This window comes from Chryseobacterium sp. HR92 (assembly GCF_045689405.1).
Taxonomy (GTDB): Bacteria; Bacteroidota; Bacteroidia; order Flavobacteriales; family Weeksellaceae; genus Chryseobacterium; species Chryseobacterium viscerum_A.
In genome coordinates this window covers 2587646-2605029 of the sequence record NZ_CP139139.1, presented here as the reverse complement: position 1 = coordinate 2605029, position 17384 = coordinate 2587646, and the positions used below count along the sequence as shown (strand labels likewise).

The following is a 17384-nucleotide window of genomic DNA, read 5'->3' as shown; positions in this document are numbered from 1 at the left end:
AAATAGAACAGCAGGAATAATCCTGCTGTTCTTTTATTATAAATTGATTGATCTCTTATCTTTCGATCATAATATTCTTAACAAGGGTTTCTTCACCCATTTTCAATACTCCAATATATACTCCGTTCTGAAGACCGGAAACATTAATCTTTCTTTCATTATTTACTTTTAAAAGTGATCTTCCCAAAGAATTGCTGATTTCAAAGCTGAAGTTGGTTTCCTTAGAATCAGGTAATTCAATATTCAGGATATTGTTGGCTGGATTAGGATAAATTTTTACTGCTTCCAATGAGTTTTTAGATGCTGGTTTGCTCAGTGTAGTGGAAGCTGTTGCAAAATGCTGTAATGCTCCTACAGTTGCTTTTCCAATCTTATATACATACACAGGATCCATATTGGTGAAAGTATCCTTAGAGCTGTGAGGATAGGTGCTTCTTATCCTTTCAAAAAATCCGGTAATCACTTCACCTTTCTGTTCAAAAGGAATATAATCAGTATCTTCTGCCGGGTCCACAGCAGTTTGAAGAGGAGAGTAGAGTGCTGTACAGTTTCTCAATTGTTGAGTGACTGCTGCAGAAGCTGCATTGTTGCTGGAAACTCCTCCCTGGTCTTCGTCACAATATACAGTTGTGTTATTATTTCCTTTTACACCTCCTACCTGATCAAGATTGAAGACAAGTTTGATATCCAATTTGCGCACACCTCCCTGGTATACAACATTATTCACATAATGGCTGCTTCCTTTTAATCCCTGCTCTTCACCGGAAAAATGGATGAATTTTATTGAATATTCAGTAGGTACATTTCTCAGAATTCTTGCTGCTTCAAGAATAATAGATGTTCCGCTGCCATTATCATTCACTCCCGGGCCATAGATGGTATCGAAGTGTCCGCAGATAATAACATATTTGTTGGGATAAAGCGTTCCGGTTTTGGTAATGATTAAATTTTTAGAACTCGTGCTCCCAAAAGTAAAAGGACTTTCTTCTATCTGACTGGCGGTATATCCGTAAGAAAGATACTTATTTTTGATCCAGTTCAATGTATTGGTGTTGGCTACTGAGCCCGTAGTTTTTACGCCTAAATTACTAAACTCCTGAAGATTTGCAGTAATATTAGTTTGGGTAACCATATCCGCCCTGTCTTTATAAGCCTGGATAAAACTTTGAGCCCCGATACTCTGCATAAGGAATGCTGAGCACAAAAGTGTTGTGATTTTTTTCATATAAATAATATTATTTTGGTAATACTAATGTAGTAAATAAATCACAATAAAGTGTTTAATGTTTTAAAATAAAATTAAATTTTTACTATGTTATCAATATATTTAACGTTGAAATTGGCGTATGTGTTACAATACTGATAATTGATAAAAAGGAAAAACCTTTGAACTGCTTCAAAGGTTTCTATCATATAGTGAAAGTGTATTGCAAGCTATCTTTCAATCATCACTTTTCTTACCACAGTCTGATCTCCTGCTTTTAAAATCCCAAGATAAGCACCATTCTCCAATCCGGAAGCGTTAATTTTTGTTTCGTTGGTTCTCTTGAAAATAGATCTTCCCTGGAAGTCAGTAATTTCAAAAGTGAAATTCTTGATTCCGGAATCAGGAAGCTCAATATTGATGATGTCCTTTACGGGATTGGGATAGATTTTTACAGTTTCCAATGTATTTTTTGTGACAGCTTCATGTGTTCCCAATGTTCCTGTAGCAACAGCGAAATGCTGAAGTGCTCCCACAGATGCTTTTCCTATATTGTAAATGTATACAGGATCTGTATTGGCAAAAGTATCATTTACCGTATGTGGATAGGTACTTCTGATTCTTTCAAAAAATCCGGTAATCACTTCACCTTTCTGTTCAAAAGGGATATAATCTGTATCTTCTGCCGGATCCACGGCTGTAAGAAGAGGAGAGTAAAGTGCAGTACAGTTTCTTAGTTCCTGGGTTACAACGGTGGAAGCAGCATTGTTTGAGGTAAGTCCTCCCTGATCTTCATCACAATAAACAGTATTGTTATTATTTCCCATAACACCGCCTACCTGATCCAGATTAAAAACCAGTTTTATATCCAGAACACGGTTGTTTCCCTGATAGGCAACTGTGTTAGCGTAATGTGTGCTTCCTAAAAGACCTTGCTCTTCACCGGAAAAATGAATGAATTTTATAGAATATTCTGTGGGGACATCTTTCAGAATTCTGGCCGCTTCAAGAATAATAGAAGTTCCGCTTCCGTTATCATTGACTCCCAAACCGGTAATACTGTCGAAATGCCCGCAGATGATGACGTATTTATTAGGATATACTGTGCCTGTCTTTGTAATGACCAGGTTTTTAGAGTTATAACTTCCTGAAGTAAAAGGATCTTCTGCTATCTGGCTGGCAGTATATCCATAAGAAAGGTACTTGTTCTTAAGCCAGGTCAGTGCATTGGCATTAGCAGTTGTACCTGTTTTTTTTACCCCTAAATTAGCAAACTCCTGAAGGTAAGTCGTAATATTGGTCTGAGTTACCATATTCGCTCTGTCCTGATAAGCTTGAATGAAACTTTGGGCTCCAAGACTTTGCATGGTGATGGAAGCTAGTAAAAGAGTAGCGATTTTCTTCATTTTTATGATTGTAATACATGAAATACGGATAAAAACTGATCTTCATCTGTATTTCAAATCTGACATTATTTATTAATGATTATTTTTTTTGTTGTATTTCCTTTATCAGTCTTGATCGTAAAAGTATACACTCCGTTTTTTAAACCTGCAGTATTTATTTTTTCCTGATTCTCAAGAGCTAAAACAGTATTTCCTGCCATGTCGTTTACTTCAATTTTGAATTGTTTTACCTTTTGCTGAAACTCCACTGTTACAAGATCTTTCGCAGGATTAGGATAAATTCTGATGTCTTCTGATAGCTTTTGTGCCGCGGCTTCATGGGTGCTTAAAAAATTGTTCGATGTTGTGGCAACGGCAAAATGCTGTAATGCTCCCACAGCAGCTTTTCCGACATTGAGAACATACACAGGGTCGATATTGGCATACGTGTCACTTACTGTATGCTCATTATTACTTTGGATTGTTTCATAAAATCCGGTAATCGTATATCCTTTAGCTTCAAAAGGCATATAATCTGAGCTGTAAGCATGAGAAAGATTGGTCTGCAGAGGTGAGTAGAGGGTGGTGCAAGTCATCAGTTCCTGTGTCATAGTATTTGACATTGCATTATTGGAAGACATTCCGCCTTCATCTCTTTCACAGTTGATGGTGTTGTTATTATTTCCTATAAGACCTCCTACCTGATCAATATTTAAAACAAGTTTTATATCCAGAACTTTTGTGCCTCCCTGGTAAGCTACATTGTTTACATAATGGTTACTACCTACTAAACCTTGTTCTTCCCCTGAAAAATGAATAAACTTGATAGAATACTCTGTAGGAATATCTTTAAGAATTCTTGCCGCTTCAAGAATAATAGAAGTTCCACTGCCATTATCACTTACGCCAGGTCCTACGATGGTATCGTAATGCCCGCAGATAATGACATACTTGTTGGGATATAAAGTACCGGTTTTAGTGATAATCAGGTTTTTTGACGGATTACCTCCATAGGTGAAAGCATCTTCAGAAAAGTCACTGGCTGTATACCCGTAAGACAGATATTTATTTTTAAGCCAGTCCAGCGCATTATTATTAGCTGTTGTACCTGTTTTTTTTATTCCAAACCCGGCAAATTCCTGGAGATTAGTATTGATATTGGCTTGCGTAACCATATCAGCTCGGTTTTTATAAGCCTGAATAAAACTTTGTGCACCAATATTTTGCAGTGCAATGGAAGTCAGCAAAAAAACTGCAGCTTTTTTCATTTTGAATTTTTTTTAAGAATTGTAAATATAGCAATAAATCATAATTTATTATTGACAACCAAGTATTATTTGCTGGTATTGTTTGCTTTTTTAATAATTATATATCTTTTTATATTGTTTATTATTATGTTAATATTCATTAAATGAATTGTACTTGTTTATATTTTTCTATTATTTCAATTATTTCATGTTGAAAATTTAATATTTTATTGTTCAAACAGGTAAATGTTACTAGTGATATATCAAAATCGACTGGTGCTGAAACTGAATTTTGGCTGGAACTACATGAAGGTATAAAACAAAAAAATCCCGGGAAATCCCGGGACTTATATTGATAACAAAATCTATTCTACATTATTTTACTTGATCTACAACAGCTTTGAAAGCTTCAGGGTGATTCATTGCTAAATCTGCTAAAACTTTTCTGTTAAGTTCGATGTTGTTCTTTTTAAGAGCTCCCATAAATTGAGAGTAAGACATTCCGTGCTCTCTGGTTCCCGCGTTGATACGAGTGATCCAAAGTGCTCTGAAGTTTCTCTTTTTCTCTTTTCTACCACGGTAAGCATATTGCATTGCTTTTTCTACCGCGTTTTTAGCTACAGTCCAAACGTTCTTTCTTCTACCGAAAAAACCTTTAGCTTGCTTAAAAATTTTCTTTCTGCGAGCTCTTGAAGCTACGGCATTTACTGATCTTGGCATAATTTAAATTGTTTTTTTGAAAAGGGCGGCAACTGATGTTACTCTTATTTGCACCGTTTCAGGGTTAAAATGTTGAATTTGTTTTGAATTCTTATAAACCGAATATAGATTTATAAAAACTACTTAATTGCTAATTGACGTTGTACACTTTTCTCGTCCACTTTAGCTACGTAAGAAGTAGTAGTAAGATTTCTCTTCTGCTTAGTTTCTTTCTTAGTTAAGATGTGGCTTTTGTAAGCGTTCTTTCTTTTGATCTTACCAGATCCGGTAAGAGCAAAACGTTTCTTAGCACCTGATTTCGTTTTTAATTTTGGCATTGTTCTGCTTTTTTATTGTTTTTGTTATCAATATCTGTTTTGGTTACCCCTAAAGACATTAGGAATAATAGTGTGCAAAGATACGAAAAAAAACAATCCGAACTTTTATAATCTGTGATTTTATCGGATTGATATAAAAAAACGCCTCTGAAAAAAGATGGTTACATGATAAATCTAATTTTTTTGATAAAAGTCTGTTTCAAAATTAACTGTTTTAGATCCTGATAAAAAATCCTGATATTATGAAATCAACCAATACATAGTTTTTAATAACCTATCTTAAAATATGGCTGATAATCGGGATTGTAGTGTTTTTAAATTCTCTCTAATATTGATGAATACAATGAATAAAGTTTCGGTGTATATAAAGAACAATAATTTAATAGTCTTATTGAGAGGTCAATAAACCTTCTAAGACTCATTTTAAAATACTATATTATGCTTTCATCTGCAGATTTACACCTGGAAAGAGCACTATTTCTTGCCGTTTTGATTATATTTTTCGGAACAGGATTTTTATATATGCTCATTACTTTTATTATAAATTCTATACTAAAGAAAAATAAAACAGGAAGATATTATATTTTCGGATTTCTTATTTCCGGACTTATCGGAGTAGTCTTAACTGCGTTTTATTGTTATATAATATTATTTGAACAGGCTGTAGTCTATATGCCTTAAAAGATGTAAAGGAGCACATCCTAAACAAGAAATAAACTAAAAACCCCTATTATCAGGGATATTTTCATGTGACATCTTTGGCTACCTTTGGCTCAAAAATTTATTAAAAATAGGATGGTGAAAAATCTCATGATTTTGACTTCTTAACTTTTATAGCTTTCTTTTTCACACCCAATTAAAAGATAAATTCTTATTTCGAACAAACACTAAAAAAGTATGGGTAAAAACACTAGCCAAATAAATTGAGTGAAGAAGAAGCTGTAAAAGTAATAGTTGAGCGATAGCTGATGTCTTTCGGTTGATAATCAATGAATAAACTGACAATCCTGAAAACCGCTTAAAAAAATTATTATTAAGGTGAAGATCCGGCATTTAAAAATGAAAAGAAATTTCAGAAATGGAGATCTTTCGCTGAAAGCATGGTTTCAAAATAGATTAGCTGAGATTTACCTATATTTACGTTCCTTAATGGAATGAAATTTAATAAAGATAAGGGTTTGATATACAGGTTGTTATTTATATTTACTTTATGTGTTTGTCCGTTTTTTGTTCAGGCGCAGGATGTTTTAAGCAAATTAGAAAAGGAATACAGCCAGGCTTCAAACAATACAGCAGAGCAGCTCAATCTGGCTCCCAAATTCGCGACTGCTTTATTTTTTCATAATCTTAAATCTAAGTCTTATCAGATTTTAGAAACCAATATTTCCATTGCTGCAAAACAGACAGATGGAAAGTATGCCACAATTTTATACGCCGTACAAGCCATGAACTATCGGCTGGATAATAAAACAGCTGAGTCTTCAAAAAGTCTTGACATGGCAAAGGCATATAGCTTAAAAACGAATAGTAATGAAGCAAAAGGGTATGTACAATATGCAAAAGGCTGGATTCTAACCCGTAATAATAAAACGACCGATGCTGTTGCCGCTTACCTGAAAGCTATCGAATATTATGAAAACTCACCAACCACTTCCACACTGTATGGAAGATTGGGGAATGCAGCCAAGGAATTATCTGCCATTTATGCTGACCTGAATGAATATCAGCTGGAAGAAAAATACAGCAAACAATTTCTATTGTTAGCTTCCAAGCAAAATGATCCCAATCTTATCTTTGATGCTTACATGCGGATGGGATACGTATATGAACAAAAATATACACAGGATTCATCCAATACAATGTTTCGAAATAAAACAGAACAGTATTATTTACAGGCTATTGCTACTTTCAATAAAAACAAAGATGTAATGCTTAGCAGAAATAGCCTTTCATATGCTGCCATCAATTTAGCGAATTTATATACTGGGTTTGACAGTAATAAGGCAATGCAATATGCCCAGCTCGCTAATAAGGTGAGCCTTGAAATTGGTGATGCTATTCACATTGCTTCCTCCTTTGGAATTTTAGCAGAATTGGCATTACAGGATAAAAATTATGATTTAGCTAAGTCTTATTTTCTGAAAGCATCTATGGAAATTGGGAAAAGCCCTGTAAGAAATCATATGATAGAATTGTCTATCCTTGAATCTCTATCCAGAATCAGCGAAGAGCAGGGGAATTACAAAGAAGCACTGAGTTATTATAAAAGTTATGTTAATCAATACAAAAGTGTTTACGACCAGGAAAAACTGGATATCACCAAAAGATTAGAATCACAGTTTGATAAAGAGCGGCAAGAACAGAAATATATAAAACTGCAACTGGAAAGTGATAAAAAAGCACAGGAAATTAAGTTGATCAACATCCTTCGGGCACAACGTGAACAGGTCTACAACAACTTAAAGCTAGTGGAAGAAAATCAGCGGGAACGACTGAAATTTTCAGAACTTGAATCAGAAAAAAAAGAACAGCAGCTTCGTTTGGCAAAATTGGAAACCCAGCAAAAGAACAACGATATTAATAACTTCAAAAAGCTATTGGCATTCAAGGAAAAGATCAATACCTACTACATTTTTTTTATTATCTTTTTCATTGTTCTGATCCTCTTATTACTCTACGCCTATAAACAACGTGCCAAATCTATGAAACAAAGGGACGAACTGCATGCCCTGGCCATGGAAAAAGAGAAACAAAACTCGAAAATTTCCACCCTTACGGCATTGCTTGAAGGGCAGGAACAGGAACGTGGACGTCTTGCCCGTGATCTTCATGACGGATTGGGAGGATTGCTTTCCGGAACTAAGCATCAATTGTCCTATTTAAATCCTCATCAATCCGAAAACATAGAAGAAGGAATTTCAAAATCAATTGATCAGATTGATGGAGCGGTAGAAGAGTTAAGAAGGGTAGCACATAATTTAATGCCTGATTTATTAACCAAATACGGCCTGGAAGTAGCCATTCAGGAGTTTGCTTCCCGTATCTCCAATAGCGCACTGGAAATCCATACCGAATTTATCAATTACAGTAATTCCTTATCGAAAGAAAAGCAGCTGATCATATACAGAATTATTCAGGAATTGGTCAACAATGCCATAAAACATGCTGATACTTCCGAAATTATTGTTCAGATAAGTGAAGAAGAAAACCTGTTGAATCTTATCGTAGAAGATAATGGTAAAGGTTTCGACCATGCAAGCTTAGACGTTAGAAAAACAGCCGGGTTTCACAATATAGAATTAAGAGTCCAATTTTTAAAAGGAACGATGAATATCACCTCCGAATTGAATATTGGGACCAGTATAGAACTTCAAATTCCTATTCATTAAACATGATAAAAGTAGCCATAACAGATGATCATCCACTTCTCCTGGAAGGGCTGAAGAATATTTTAGGAAACAGCAATACGATAGATGTTGTAGATTGTTTCAGAAACGTTTCTGAAATGAATACAGGTCTGGCAAAACAAGCGGTCGATATTCTGCTGCTCGACATTAATCTGGTAGATATCAACAGCATCGAACTGATAAAACCATTGAAGAAAAAGTATGGAAATCTGCAAATTATTATACTGAGCGTTCACAATGAACTGCCTGTAATTAACAGTACCCTTGCTGAAGGTGCTTTGGGATACATTCAAAAAAATGCTTCAGTTTCCGAAATCCTTGAAGGGATCACTGCCGTATATGCCGGCAACCGGTTTTTATGCTCACAAACCAAGTCTGTTCTGGAGAAAAAAAATGGAGATGGATTAAATCAGGTCCCGAAACTGACACGAAGAGAAAAGGAAATTTTAGCCGAAGCAGCAAAAGGACTTACCACCAATCAAATGGCAGAAAAGCTATTTATCAGCCCGCACACGGTAGAAAGCCACAGAAAAAACCTTATTGAAAAATTTCAAACCTCTAATCTGAGTTCCGCTATTAAGCTGGCTATAGAATACGGTTTGGTGATCGAGTAAAATATTCATCCAGCAAAAAGGTCTGCTTACATCGTAAAAGCAGACCTTTTTTTATATAATCAAATAATTGGGTGTGTACTCATTAATCCTTGAACCTCAAAGCAGCCTGAAACAGGTTTTTCTTTCCTATTAAATCATACTCGTCGTTATATTCAGGTTGATACATTAGTATGAAAACTCTGCCGTCAAAATCCTTTAAATCAATGGGTTGATCCACCATAATATCATAAAAACGAGTGATCGTACGTGTAGCGGTCCATTGTTTTGCATTACCTTTAGGGTTTTTATCGAATCTATGATCTTTCACATCAGTATAATACCAGTACGAAGGCGCTGAATCCATTAAAAACATTTCTTTGTCCTTATTATACAATTCCTCAGCCATACCTGTATTCTGAAACCATGGAACCTCGGTGTTTAAAACACCCAGAGCTCCAGCATAAATATCTTTATTTGTAGTGGCTCCTACTAAAAACCCTTCAAGATTGGAAGACGTAATCTCAAATTGGAAAGTTGAATTTTTCAGGTCGTAGACATCATTTACAGGTTTAATCACTTTTCCGTCCTGTTTAATAACTACTTTCAGCGATTGTGCAAAAGTTATAAAACTTAGTAAACAAAAAAGGATGGTCAAACTTAATTTTTTCATTGTATCTCTTTAAATATTACCGCAAAGATATTAGACTTTAATACCATATACACTGGCTGGTTTCAGGGGTTTTTAATGATGTGGGGCAGAAGATTGAAGCTGGAGCGCGAAGTTATTGAAGTTCTATAACAGAATTTCAGGCGAATGTTATTCATTTTTATTTCTTAATAAGTTGCAATGATTAATCCCCAGTTTCCAGCCATAAAAAATTAATTTTACTCTTTTTAAAAAAAACTTTCCTAAAACAGATTCGCTTTCAGCTGAATTTTTATAAAAGCCGTTTTCTGTTTTTTACCATTGGCTGCAGATGAATTAAGCGGATAGACTTCTGCATAAAAGGTATCATTATCTGTCCAGAATGCCTTTTTATTATCAGCTATTTTGAAGTTGGTAAAATTCACGTATAAAAGATTGTCCTGTTTTTTGGTTTGTGGTTGGTATTTAGAAATAACAAAATTACTCCCCACATCATTATTGGATGAGACAGAGGTAACCCAGCCTTTAGTAGGAAGAATCTGCGGATAACCTTCTGTACCCAGTTCAAACATAACTGTATTTTTTATATTGTAAAAAGAATAGAAAGAATCTACAACTTCGTCAGAATTTTCTCTGAAAACCTCAAGGTTTAAATAAGGGGATCGTCCTACATATTCATTAGCCAAAGGTCCGGTTTCCGTAGATATATTTTCATGTTGTGTAATGATCTCTTTTCTGCCATTTTCAGTGTATACCCAGTCACCATTCTGCAATTGTATATTGGAGTTTCTCACTAATTCTTCACCCATTTTATTTTTTGAGTTTGCTTTAAATTCCTGCTCTGAAATCTCTGCAATGGTACCAAATTTTTTAAAAGATTTGTTTTTAAAATCACTTGATTCCTTAAATGTACTGCTTCTGATTTCATAAAGATCTACACCTTGTAATGTCAGTTCAAATGCGGCTTTAAATTCTGATTTCAGGACAAAAGCCTCAATGCTGTTTGAAATATTGTTATTAATGCTGTAATGAATAGAGTAGAAGTCTTCAAATTCTTCAAATCCGTAGTAATTATCGAACTTGTTATAAGCCATTTTCAGATGAGCACCATCTTTATTCGGAGACACAAAGAATTGTATAGAATCAAGTTTGGTAAATAATTGAAACGGAACATCCTGCACATTATCTACACCCTTTATTTTTTTGAAATCGGACAGCGTTATCTTTTTTTGCTTAACTTCAGTTTCTGCCTTGTTTTTTTCTGCCTTTGTATTCTGCTGATTGCATCCCACAAAAACAACCATAGATGAGATGAAGATTTGATTTAAAATTTTCATTTTATATTTTCTGGCAAATGTATCAGTATTCCGACCGGCAGCCAACAAAACTGCCTGATATAGGGAATAAATGGCTGAAAACAGGGATATATTGAATGGCAGAATTTGGACAATTTTACCAAACGATAAACTAAGTATTATAAAATTATTTATAAAAAATGAAAAACGTAATAACCAGCCTTTCAGTTGTCATAATACTGTTAGCTTCCTGCTCACCTGCTACAGAAAAAAAGTTTGAAAAAAATACGCCTCGAGATGCAAAACCAGCTCAGATTTCTACACCTGATCCGGGAAAGAATAATGTTGTAAAATCAGAGATTCCAAGTGAATTTTCAGCGTTGGTTCCTATTGATGTATTGAATGGTAAAAGCACAAATGTATATGAGAAATATGGGATAGAGTTCTCAGGGAATTGTTATTCATGCGATTTAGCAAGCTTATCCATTACGAAGAATAAAATGATATGGACAAACGTTTGCGATGAAAAAGATACATTTGAAATCAGAGATTTCTCATTCTCTGATGAAGGAAAAAAAACTATCTTAAAAACACCGGAAAGAACATATATTATAACTCAAATAGATAAGAAAGCACCTGTTTATGAATTAGTAATAGAAGGTCAGAAACTGGAATTAAAAAACAAAAGAGTATCCAAATATTTCACCACCCCAAAAGCTTTATCTCTTTTTACAGAGCATGATTGCGGTGATTTTGAAGGATAGTGAAGTTTTATAAATATTTTTAAAAGATTGATCGTTAATTCAGACGATAGAGCAATCTGGATCCACGATCTTTAAAGTTTTCCAGAAGTACTCAAAATAAAAAACCTCAAATTGCTTTGAGGTTTTATATGTAAAATAATGACTTAATTATTTTGCCGGTTTTTTAGGACTCATCATCATAATCATCCTTTTTCCTTCAAGTTTAGGAAGCTGGTCTACTTTACCCACATGCTCTAGTTCCTGAGCTAGTTTTAAAAGCAAAATTTCTCCCTGGTCCTTAAAGATAATCGAACGTCCTTTAAAAAATACGTAGGTTTTTAGCTTAGAACCTTCTTCAAGGAATTTTTCAGCATGCTTCTTCTTGAATTCGTAATCATGGTCATCAGTCTGAGGTCCGAAACGGATCTCTTTTACAACCACTTTTACTTGCTTAGCTTTAAGTTCCTTCTGTTTTTTCTTTTGCTCATATAAGAATTTCTTATATTCTAATATTCTTGCAATAAAAGGTTCAGCCTTATCAGAAATTACTACTAAATCCAATTCCTGATCCGCAGCAATCTGTCTTGCCTTGTCAATTGGATAAATTCCTGGCTCTACGTTATCGCCCACCAAACGAAGCTCTCTCACACGAATTTTATCGTTGATCAAGTGTAAGTCCTCCTGTACAGGACGTCTTTGTGGGCCCCTGTTGTTAAATCTTTGTGCTATTGTATTATAATTTTATTGGTTAATTACTTAATTTAATTGATTTAAATATTTAAAATTGAAAGATTCAGTAATTTTTTAATCTTTGAATCATTCAATCTTTTAATTTTAAATTTATATGGCTGCCTCCTTTTTAAAGTAAGCAACGAAATCCTCCAGTTTCATCACTCCAAGATCTCCTTCTCCACGTCTTCTTACAGAAATCGTGCCTTCTTTTTCTTCATTTTCTCCTACTACAAGCATGAAAGGAATCTTATTCAATTCTGCATCACGGATTTTCTTACCCGTTTTCTCGTTTCTGTCGTCAATCTGACCGCTAATATCGTGATTTTCCAAAAATTGTGAAACTTTTTTTGAATAATCTACATATTTTTCACTGATCGGTAGAATAATAAACTGATCCGGGCTTAGCCATAAAGGGAAATCACCTGCTGTGTTTTCCAGCAAAATAGCAATGAAGCGCTCCATAGAACCAAATGGTGCTCTGTGGATCATTACCGGTCTGTGTTTTTCATTATCATTTCCGATATAATGAAGATCAAATCTTTCAGGAAGGTTATAATCTACCTGGATAGTTCCCAGCTGCCATTTTCTTCCCAAAGCATCTTTCACCATGAAGTCAAGCTTAGGACCATAGAATGCCGCTTCACCATATTCTACTACAGTTTTTAAACCTTTCTTCTGAGCTGCATTGATGATTGCACTTTCTGCTTTCTCCCAATTCTCATCAGAACCGATATACTTTTGTTTGTTTTCAGGATCTCTTAATGATACCTGCGTTACAAAGTCTTCAAAACCTAAAGATTTGAAAACATAAAGAGTAAGATCAATTACCTTTTCAAATTCTTCAGAAAGCTGATCCGGAGTACAGAAAAGGTGGGCATCATCCTGAGTAAATCCACGAACTCTCGTTAATCCGTGAAGTTCTCCACTTTGCTCATATCTGTATACTGTTCCGAATTCTGCATATCTTTTTGGTAAATCTCTGTAGCTCCATTGTGAAGTTTTGTAAATTTCACAGTGGTGAGGACAGTTCATTGGTTTCAGCAAGAATTCTTCTCCTTCATTCGGAGTTTTGATCGGCTGGAAGCTATCTTCCCCATATTTATCCCAGTGTCCTGAAGTTACATATAATTCTTTTGCCCCGATGTGTGGAGACATTACAAATTCATAACCTCCTTTTTTCTGAGCATCAGAAAGGAAATTCTCTAGTTTTCTTCTTAAAGCAGTACCTTTTGGCAGCCAAAGTGGTAAACCGGCACCTACTTTTTCAGAGAATGCAAAAATTCCAAGTTCTTTACCTAATTTTCTGTGGTCTCTTCTTTTGGCTTCCTCCAATCTCTCAAGGTATTCAGTAAGATCTTTCTGCTTAGGGAAAGAAATACCATATACTCTTGTCAATTGAGGGTTCTTTTCATTTCCTCTCCAATATGCTCCGGCTGCATTTAAAATTTTAACCGCCTTTACAATTCCTGTATTCGGAATATGACCACCACGACATAAGTCTGTGAAATTATCGTGCGTTACAAAAGTGATTTCTCCATCATTAAGATTAGAGATCAGTTCCACTTTGTAAGGATTGTCTGCATATGTTTTTAAAGCATCTTCTTTAGAAACCGGATAAAGAGAGAAGGTAGAACCTTTCTTCGCGTTTTCTAAGATCTTTTTCTCAATCTTTTCAAAATCTTTTTCAGATAAACTTTCATCCCCGAAATCTACATCATAGTAGAATCCACTTTCGATGGCAGGGCCAATGGTCAACTTAGCATTAGGATAAAACTCAAGGATAGCCTGTGCCAAAAGGTGGGCAGAAGAGTGCCAGAAAGCCTTCTTTCCAAGATCATCATTCCAGGTCAAAAGCTGTACCGTAGAATCCGTGGTTATAGGTGTGGTAGTTTCTACTTGTTTATCATTAACAATTGCGGAAATGGTGTTTCTAGCCAATCCCTCGCTTATAGATTTTGCCACATCTAGAGGAGTCACTGCTCCCTCGAATTCTTTGACACTATTGTCTGGAAGTGTAATTTTTATCATTGTTTACTAAGAAATTTTAAGATGCAAAAATACGGAATTTTTAGATAAAATACTATATTAGCAATATATTTAAAATGAGAATTAATATTAAAAAAAAAAACAGGGGTGTTTTTGTCTCATTGAATTCCAGATTCAGTTTACTACAGAAAAATACTTCAGAATTTCCGGGTATGTATTTCCTTGTTATTAAGACTCGTTTTCCTTTTAAAACTCTTTAAAAACAAACAAATTACACTTCAATATGAATACGATAAATGTTGATCTGCATTGCGATTTATTGTGCTATTTATTAGAACCGGGCTCATTAATTGATGACAAAGAGCTTGGCTGTTCACTTCCTTATTTAAAAGAGGGAAATGTAAAACTTCAGGTTATGGCTATATACTCTGCAACAGGGGATAATAGTACTGTTTATGGAGCAAGACAGAGCGAAATATTCTCAGATTTCCTACAGAATGAAAATTTTTTCCTATTTGATGGTGAAAATTATAAAAACTCTGAGAACACAGATAAAGTAGGAGTTATTGCTTCTATTGAAAATGCATCCGGCTTTTGTGGCGAAAATGATACCCTGGAATCCGGTTTTAAAAATCTGGAAGCTATCATTGAAAAAACACAGCGAATTCTTTACCTGGGAATAACCCATCATACTGAGAACCGCTTTGGAGGAGGAAACTATTCTGAGGTAGGACTTAAAGATGATGGAAAAGTTCTGCTTGATTATATTTCAGAAAAAAATATTGCTATTGATCTGGCACATACCAGTGATCAGCTTGCCTATGGAATTCTGAATTATATAGATCAAAGAAACTACAGGATTCCTATTTTGGCAAGTCATTCTAACTATAGACAGGTACATGACAAAAAGAGGAACCTTCCAGATGAACTGGCAAAAGAAGTTATTAAAAGAAAAGGATTAATAGGCCTCAATTTTATCCGTAATTGTATTGATGAGAGAAATGCAGAGGTATTATATGAACATATTCAATACGGTCTTGATTTAGGAGGTGAAGATGCTATTGCTTATGGTGCAGATTTTTATTTTTGGAAAAACCATCCCGATAAATCCCGTTATCCAATTTTCTTTGAAGGATATGATGACGCATCTGCTTTTAATGCAATCAATAAAGAAATTGAAAAACGCTTTTCATCCGAACTGGTAGAAAAAATCAGTCATAAAAATGCATTACATTTTATAGAGAGTATGTATAAATAAAGCAGAATTTAAGATCATTTTATTCTCTCGCAGATTCAGCTGATTTCAAAGATGCACTTAAAAAGATCTGCTTAATTTGCTCAATCTGCGAGAGATTATTTTTTTCAACCAACGATTTTCAATGTTTAATTTTACATTAAATAAAATAGTGTAATTTATTGTAATAATGAATTTTACGTAATTTTATTTAATGTTTTCTTTTATACTTGACTTTCTGCTTGATGATCTCAATCACGTCCACGTTCTGGACTTTAGATTTGATCCATCCATGGATATCAATATAAAATAATGACCGTCTGTAATATTCATTTTTAGAAAACGCTTCCAGTTTTTTATCAAAACTTTCAAACGCTTTCTGCCTTTGATCCAAAACCTGATTATTAAGATTCTTAAAAAACTGAATACTCTCAAAGTGGAATTCTTCCGGCTTTTTCATTTTTTTAGCAAACTTTAAAGTAGAAGCAATAAATTCATCATAATCTTCATCATTACCTGATTCATATTTTGCCATTAAGATCAGAATTCTGGTATGGAAAAGCAGATCTTCCTGTACGTTTCCTCTAGATTCTATGACTCTCATAGAATATTCAATCGATTTGTCAAACATTTTACTGCCAAAGAACATGGCAGCCATTTTCAGATAGAGAATCATAAAATGATGTTCATCAATTCTTTCTCTGAGTTTTTCCATTTTTAATTCCACTTCAGGAATAAGCTTGGTTCCTGTGAAAAATTCGCCTTTTACAAAGTGGATATTCATCAGCGTATTGTAATGGGTAAGGAAAATAAGAGACTGAAGATTTTCATTCTGGATAAAATTCTCAGCATGTACCATTTTATTAAAATTCGCGAAATGCTCCTCCAGAATATCAATATTGCCATATAAAAACAGGATCTTCAATAGATAAGTATTCCCTTTGATATACCAAACCGGGTGGCTGTAAATCATTTCAGGCTTTTTATGAAAAAGATCAACCCATTGATAAGCATATTTCAAAGTGTATTTATAATCCTGCAAAAGCTGGTTCTTCCAGACATGAGCTTTATAATACCAAAGTTTTTCCGTGAAGTTTAGCTTCTCAGGGTTTATATTTTTAATCTGGGCATTAAAAACATCCATTACTTCCTGGCGGTCTGCATCATTTTTTACATAGCCGTGGGTAAGCATTTCACTGTATAATTTCAGAGAAAGGTTAGATAGTTTGGTGGTATAACGGTTCTGTTTGCTGATCTCTTGAGATTGCTTAATAAGCTCTTCAGCGCGGCCTTCAATACTTCGGGTAATGAATTGTGATTCAATTACTTTTTCAAGATCTATGATTTCAGATGCAATACTTTTTTCATCCAGTTCCAATGCAGACTGCTTGGTTTTGTCCAATATCTTCAGAGCCTGCTTGTAAAGTCCTTTCTGATACAGAATATTGGCAAAATCCAACTGTTCACGAAGCTGAATTCTATAATTCTGATGGCTCGGGTTCATACGAAGACTTACGAGGATCTGTTTGTAAAGATGGGCTTTAAGGTTGGAAAGCTGCTGTTTGGTAGAGATTTTTTTCTCAATAATTATACTTTCATCATATTCTTTCATCTTATCCATTTCGGAAAAGAGCAGCAGAAATTTGGCATCTACATTAATTCCGAGACGGTTGACATATAATTTAAACTGTCGTTTTTCAGAGGTGGTCAATGACTTTACCAATACAAACAAAAAATCTTTCTGCAATTCTGCCATTGTAAATTTTTATAAATTAAAACACTGATTAATAAATGAATACGATTGTTTTTTCAACTGTTGAATATTGTAATTTTCAAAAAAAGTGAAAATGGAAAAATATTGCAACCCGTAGTTTT

The 17384-nt window shown here is 34.5% G+C and carries 15 protein-coding genes; 5 read left to right on the top strand and 10 right to left on the bottom strand.

Annotated features, from left to right (window positions below; translation table 11 throughout):
* Nucleotides 1-55 precede the first annotated feature (55 nt).
* The 5 genes from SFA27_RS11770 to rpmI form a co-directional block, all read right to left on the bottom strand.
* Nucleotides 56-1225 carry a M28 family peptidase gene (locus tag SFA27_RS11770; protein ID WP_407292144.1) on the bottom strand — a complete coding sequence of 390 codons (1170 nt, stop codon included), beginning with the start codon at nt 1223-1225 and terminating at the stop codon, nt 56-58.
* Between the two features lie 209 nt (nt 1226-1434).
* Entirely contained in the window at nt 1435-2610 is a 1176-nt protein-coding gene (locus SFA27_RS11765; RefSeq protein ID WP_407292142.1) for a M28 family peptidase, read from the bottom strand.
* A gap of 65 nt (nt 2611-2675) precedes the next feature.
* Nucleotides 2676-3857, bottom strand: a complete 1182-nt coding sequence (locus SFA27_RS11760) for a M28 family peptidase (protein WP_407292140.1) — start codon at nt 3855-3857, stop codon at nt 2676-2678.
* 354 nt (nt 3858-4211) lie between these two features.
* Nucleotides 4212-4556 (bottom strand): 50S ribosomal protein L20, encoded by a 345-nt coding sequence (gene rplT, locus SFA27_RS11755; RefSeq protein WP_034694451.1) that lies wholly within the window; start codon nt 4554-4556, stop codon nt 4212-4214.
* Nucleotides 4557-4675: 119 nt separating this feature from the next.
* Entirely contained in the window at nt 4676-4873 is a 198-nt protein-coding gene (gene rpmI, locus SFA27_RS11750) for a 50S ribosomal protein L35 (RefSeq protein WP_002979658.1), read from the bottom strand.
* A gap of 438 nt (nt 4874-5311) precedes the next feature.
* On the opposite strand from rpmI, the gene SFA27_RS11745 reads away from it, so the two are divergent.
* The 3 genes from SFA27_RS11745 (at nt 5312) to SFA27_RS11735 (ending at nt 8894) form a co-directional block, all read left to right on the top strand.
* On the top strand, nt 5312-5554 hold the full coding sequence (locus SFA27_RS11745) for a hypothetical protein (protein ID WP_407292136.1): 243 nt from the start codon (nt 5312-5314) through the stop codon (nt 5552-5554).
* Nucleotides 5555-6027: 473 nt separating this feature from the next.
* Nucleotides 6028-8262, top strand: a complete 2235-nt coding sequence (locus SFA27_RS11740; RefSeq protein WP_081995432.1) for a histidine kinase — start codon at nt 6028-6030, stop codon at nt 8260-8262.
* 2 nt (nt 8263-8264) lie between these two features.
* Nucleotides 8265-8894: a response regulator gene (locus SFA27_RS11735; RefSeq protein WP_407292132.1), complete on the top strand. Its 630-nt coding sequence runs from the start codon at nt 8265-8267 to the stop codon at nt 8892-8894.
* An 82-nt stretch (nt 8895-8976) separates the two neighbouring features.
* Here SFA27_RS11735 and SFA27_RS11730 read toward each other — a convergent pair whose 3' ends face one another.
* Together SFA27_RS11730 and SFA27_RS11725 are read right to left on the bottom strand one after the other, a co-directional pair.
* Nucleotides 8977-9543 (bottom strand): hypothetical protein, encoded by a 567-nt coding sequence (locus tag SFA27_RS11730; RefSeq protein WP_407292130.1) that lies wholly within the window; start codon nt 9541-9543, stop codon nt 8977-8979.
* Nucleotides 9544-9782: 239 nt separating this feature from the next.
* Nucleotides 9783-10856 (bottom strand): resolvase, encoded by a 1074-nt coding sequence (locus SFA27_RS11725; RefSeq protein ID WP_407292127.1) that lies wholly within the window; start codon nt 10854-10856, stop codon nt 9783-9785.
* Nucleotides 10857-11014: 158 nt separating this feature from the next.
* Here SFA27_RS11725 and SFA27_RS11720 point away from each other — a divergent pair, with 158 nt between their 5' ends.
* Entirely contained in the window at nt 11015-11578 is a 564-nt protein-coding gene (locus SFA27_RS11720) for a hypothetical protein (RefSeq protein WP_407292124.1), read from the top strand.
* 147 nt (nt 11579-11725) lie between these two features.
* Here the strand turns inward: SFA27_RS11720 and infC are convergent, their stop codons facing one another.
* Together infC and thrS are read right to left on the bottom strand one after the other, a co-directional pair.
* Nucleotides 11726-12226, bottom strand: a complete 501-nt coding sequence (gene infC, locus SFA27_RS11715; RefSeq protein ID WP_185097810.1) for a translation initiation factor IF-3 — start codon at nt 12224-12226, stop codon at nt 11726-11728.
* Between the two features lie 171 nt (nt 12227-12397).
* Nucleotides 12398-14317 carry a threonine--tRNA ligase gene (thrS, locus tag SFA27_RS11710; RefSeq protein WP_264517994.1) on the bottom strand — a complete coding sequence of 640 codons (1920 nt, stop codon included), beginning with the start codon at nt 14315-14317 and terminating at the stop codon, nt 12398-12400.
* A 241-nt stretch (nt 14318-14558) separates the two neighbouring features.
* Between thrS and SFA27_RS11705 the strand changes: the two genes are divergently transcribed.
* Entirely contained in the window at nt 14559-15533 is a 975-nt protein-coding gene (locus tag SFA27_RS11705; RefSeq protein ID WP_264517993.1) for a dipeptidase, read from the top strand.
* A 187-nt stretch (nt 15534-15720) separates the two neighbouring features.
* Here the strand turns inward: SFA27_RS11705 and SFA27_RS11700 are convergent, their stop codons facing one another.
* Complete coding sequence (locus SFA27_RS11700) at nt 15721-17265, bottom strand: hypothetical protein (RefSeq protein WP_264517992.1); 1545 nt, start codon at nt 17263-17265, stop codon at nt 15721-15723.
* Nucleotides 17266-17384: the final 119 nt, after the last annotated feature.